Genomic DNA, 3,961 nt, shown 5'->3' with positions numbered 1-3,961 from the left:
TCGAAGCTGTCCGTCAGGATGGGATGGCGAGGTTTCCGTTCCCTCCGGGACGCTACGCGTTAGTGAAGCTTTGCGCTAGCAAACGCTTGCCTCCAATCGACCAAGACAGCGGTCGGAAAGCGGAGCATGACAAACGGATGGGATGGCGAGGGAAGTGGGAGTATTTCTCCCCTCTCGGAGCAGGAGAGGGGTTGGGGGAGAGGTCTTCTAAGTCCTCGCTCAAACACTCACAATTTTAGTCTAGACACGCCACTACATTTTTAGCTGTGTCAGTCTACTACTGGACTGAAATTACTGCTGTATGTGAGATTGGGTGCGTTACGCTTTCCTGCGGAATGCTGCGCAAACGCTAACACACCCTACTGGACTGTTTCAGCTAAAACTGTCCAATAGATTTTTGTTTCTAGGTGTCTTTTTCTCCCCACCCAGACCACACTTCCCACCCGGACCACACTCCCGATCTAACGCACCATTTAAGATGAAACAATCCACTACTGCACTTTCCACCCGGACCACATTGAGCAAACCCTAGATATTTTGCTCCTCTGACCATTTCTTCAACTCTTCTAAAAATCCGATAGCTGTCCTACCAAAATCAGTTATCTCATAGGTTACGGCAAAAGGTTTGGTACTAACTACGTTACGTTTAACTAAACCATCATTCTCCATCTCTCTTAGCCTTTGAGTTACCATCTTTTTGCTCGCTCCGCCAACTTGACGAACAATATCGCCAAAACGTACAGGTCGATCCTTGAGATGCCAAAGAATAGAACCTTTCCATTTTCCGCCTACAAGCCTCATTCCTCGTTCAATTGAGCAAGGTCTAAGACAAGGTTCAATTGCCTGCTTGCGACCTAGATCGTCGATTTCTATTTCCATTTTAGAACTCATTCTGCACCTGGTTACTAAAAGTATACTGGTTGACTATAGTAACTTAAATTTATATCCTTAAATTATGGCAGTGACAAATACAACAGGACTTACGCAAACTAACCAAGAAACTGGGTTTCTTAGGGTGATTATTGTTGTTTAAACCACAAAATTTGGTTCATAAACCTGGTTTCTGCGTAAGTCCTGACCAAATTAATCAAGGCCAACTAATGAAAACTGCTGTAAACAAAACTATTTATTTAAAACCGAGAAAATATTGTGACCAAACAACCAGACATTCATCTCTATACAGCATCAACTATGAACGGATGGAAGCCACTAATCTTTCTTGAAGAAGCCGAAGTTGAGTATGATATGACCTATATTGACTTTTCTAAAAAAGAACAAAAGTCAGATTGGTACATGAAGCTCAACCCGAACGGACGTATTCCAACTATCGTAGACCGGGGTAATGACGATTTCGCTGTTTTTGAATCGGGTGCAATTCTCTGGTATTTGGCGGAAAAATATCAAAAGTTTCTCCCTGAAGGTGAAAAAGCTCGCTCTCAAACACTTCAATGGTTAATGTTTCAAATGGGTGGTATCGGACCAATGATGGGACAGGCGATGTACTTTCAAAGGATTGCCGAACCCCAGGGACATCGGGATGAGTTTGCGATCGAGCGATATGTAAAAGAGTCGCGCAGACTACTGGAAGTGTTGGATAAACAGCTTGAGGATCAAACCTTTTTGGTGGGAGATGAGTTTTCGATCGCAGATATGGCTACTTATCCTTGGACAAGAGCCTACTACTGGGCAAAAGTTTCTGTAGAAGGGCTGAAAAACCTTCAAGCTTGGTTCGAGCGTATTGATGAACGACCGGCTACCCAGAGAGCTTTAGAAAAACCTAAACCTGTACCTGAGTTTTTTGGTCGGGGTAATGTTGACGCTGCCCAAGCTGCCAATGCAGCCAGATTTAAGCGTGACTGATATTCAAGTAGGGGAGTAAGGGAGTAAGAGGGTAGGGGAGGTGGGGAGATGGGGAGATGGGAGATGGGGAGATGGGGTGTATTAGATATCTCCCACTCATCCAATCATCAAATCAATTATTACCCATAAATTATCAATTAATTCTCCCTCCAAGCTATTTTCTAGAGATACATTTAGGGCTTCTATAAAAAGTACATCATAAACAAAGAATAAAAACCATGAGCGAAAAACTATACACTGTTGCAGTATTAAAGGCTCAACCTAGAAAGTTTGACGAAGTGGTTGCGGTTCTAGAAGAACTAGCAAAACAGACTCGTCAGGAACCAGGAGCATTACAATATGGATTTTATCGTAACCAAGAAAATCCTAACATCATTCTGTCTTTTGAAGAATGGCAAGATGCAGATCGTGAGTCTGCACATTGGCAAACGCCCCATCTGACTTCAGCAATTGAAAAATTCAAGGATATTTTGGATGGTGAACCCATCATCTATAAAACTCATCAAATCATTTAAGTTTGTTTCATAAATCAAAGTATTTTTCCAAGAAAGGAGATTCTTATGAGTAAGACAATTTTAATGACAGGTGCAGGTTCAGGATTTGGTAAAGGTACGGTACTAGGGTTGGCAAAAAAAGATCATAAGGTAATTGCGACCTGTGAAGTCTGGCCGCAGGTTACTGAACTGAGAGCAACAGCAGAACAAGAAGGTGTGGAAATTGAAGTCACTAAGATGGATCTGCTTAACAAAGAAGAACGCGAATTTGTTTTTAAGAAATATGCCGACAAGATCGACATTTTAGTTCCCAACGCAGCTACTGGTGAAACTGGTCCCATCGCTGAAGTTCCAGTCGATCGAGTCCGTCGTGTATTCGAGGTGAATGTCTTCTGCACCCTAGAATTTATCCAGCCCTTCGCTCGTCATTTTGCCAGAAAGAGTAAGGGAAAGATTATCTTTACCTCTTCTATTGCGGGTTTTTCCACTTTCCCGTTTCTCGCACCCTATTGCGCGTCTAAACACGCCCTCGAAGCCATTGTACAGTTGATGCGTGAGGAAATGGAAGGTACTGGAGTACAGATTGCAACTATTAATCCTGGTCCATTCCGTACAGGTTTTAATGATCGTATGTATGACACCCTAGATCAGTGGTACGATCCTGAGCAACACTTCACCCCGGAGGAGAAAATTCGCGATATACAGCAACTATTTGCAGGCAACGATCTGCAACTCGATCCTCAAGGAATGATAGACTTTATGATCGAGACTATTCCTCAAGACCATCATAAGTTTCGCAATGTCTATCCTCCGCGTTTTATTGAGAATGTGAAGAAGTATCAGGAAAGCTTATGGGATATTGAGGTTTAAGCTAATTTCGAGATTACTGAGAATTTTGACTACTTAAAAGGCGATCGCTATTATAATGGTAACAGGCAATATGCCTTTATTAAATTTAGCGATCGCTTTTCCCTATTTACTTATGAGCATAATTATTTTTGGCAGCATTAACATCGACTTAATTGCAACTACTCCTAGCTTACCGACTCCAGGAGAAACTATTAATGGCAACAACTTTTTCACCGCAGGTGGCGGTAAAGGAGCAAATCAAGCTGTTGCTGCTGCTCGTCTCGGTATCCCTACAAAAATAGTGGGGCGGGTAGGAAATGATAATTTTGGGCAACAACTTTTGGTAAGTTTACAAACTGCTAATGTTGAAACAACAGGAGTAGTAGTTGATGAGAATATTCATACGGGGGTAGCGGTTATCGCGGTTGATGCTGATGGGCAAAATAGTATTATTGTAGTTCCGGGTGCTAACCATAGAATTAATAATACAGATGTGGAACGCTTGAGAAATTTGCTAGTAGATGCAACTGTTTTACTTTTACAATTAGAAATTCCTGTGGAAGTTGCTATGATTGCAGCTAAAGTAGCTCAAGAAATGGGAGTGAAAGTTATTCTCGACCCAGCACCAATGCCAGGAAATTTTCCCAATGATTTTTATAGTTTGATTGATATTATTACTCCTAATGAAATTGAAGCAAGTCAACTGGTTGGGTTTGCAGTAAATAATCAAGAAACTGCTACTCAGGCAGCTATTGAAA

The 3,961-nt window shown here is 41.9% G+C and carries 5 protein-coding genes; 4 read left to right on the top strand and 1 reads right to left on the bottom strand.

What is annotated here, in order from left to right:
• Positions 1-528: 528 nt before the first annotated feature.
• Complete coding sequence (locus F6K22_RS34710) at positions 529-891, bottom strand: winged helix-turn-helix transcriptional regulator (protein WP_293108932.1); 363 nt, start codon at positions 889-891, stop codon at positions 529-531.
• Between the two features lie 258 nt (positions 892-1,149).
• Here F6K22_RS34710 and F6K22_RS34705 point away from each other — a divergent pair, with 258 nt between their 5' ends.
• The 4 genes from F6K22_RS34705 to F6K22_RS34690 all read left to right on the top strand — a co-directional run.
• Entirely contained in the window at positions 1,150-1,860 is a 711-nt protein-coding gene (locus F6K22_RS34705; protein ID WP_293108929.1) for a glutathione S-transferase family protein, read from the top strand.
• 218 nt (positions 1,861-2,078) lie between these two features.
• Positions 2,079-2,375, top strand: a complete 297-nt coding sequence (locus F6K22_RS34700) for a putative quinol monooxygenase (RefSeq protein WP_293108926.1) — start codon at positions 2,079-2,081, stop codon at positions 2,373-2,375.
• 45 nt (positions 2,376-2,420) lie between these two features.
• Positions 2,421-3,224, top strand: a complete 804-nt coding sequence (locus F6K22_RS34695; RefSeq protein ID WP_293108923.1) for an SDR family oxidoreductase — start codon at positions 2,421-2,423, stop codon at positions 3,222-3,224.
• Positions 3,225-3,279: 55 nt separating this feature from the next.
• Positions 3,280-3,961: ribokinase (locus F6K22_RS34690; RefSeq protein WP_293108920.1), on the top strand; the 682-nt coding region annotated here is incomplete at its 3' end.

The organism is Okeania sp. SIO2F4, assembly GCF_010672385.1.
Classification (GTDB): domain Bacteria; phylum Cyanobacteriota; class Cyanobacteriia; order Cyanobacteriales; family Microcoleaceae; genus Trichodesmium.
Note: the sequence above shows the minus strand (reverse complement) of the source record. Positions and strands in the feature narration are given on the sequence as shown.

What these genes read in the sequence shown, in the direction of transcription:
- F6K22_RS34710 (WP_293108932.1), bottom strand. Translation starts at nt 891, where the DNA reads ATGAGTTCTAAAATGGAAATAGAAATCGACGATCTAGGTCGCAAGCAG.
- F6K22_RS34700 (WP_293108926.1), top strand. Translation starts at nt 2,079, where the DNA reads ATGAGCGAAAAACTATACACTGTTGCAGTATTAAAGGCTCAACCTAGA.
- F6K22_RS34695 (WP_293108923.1), top strand. Translation starts at nt 2,421, where the DNA reads ATGAGTAAGACAATTTTAATGACAGGTGCAGGTTCAGGATTTGGTAAA.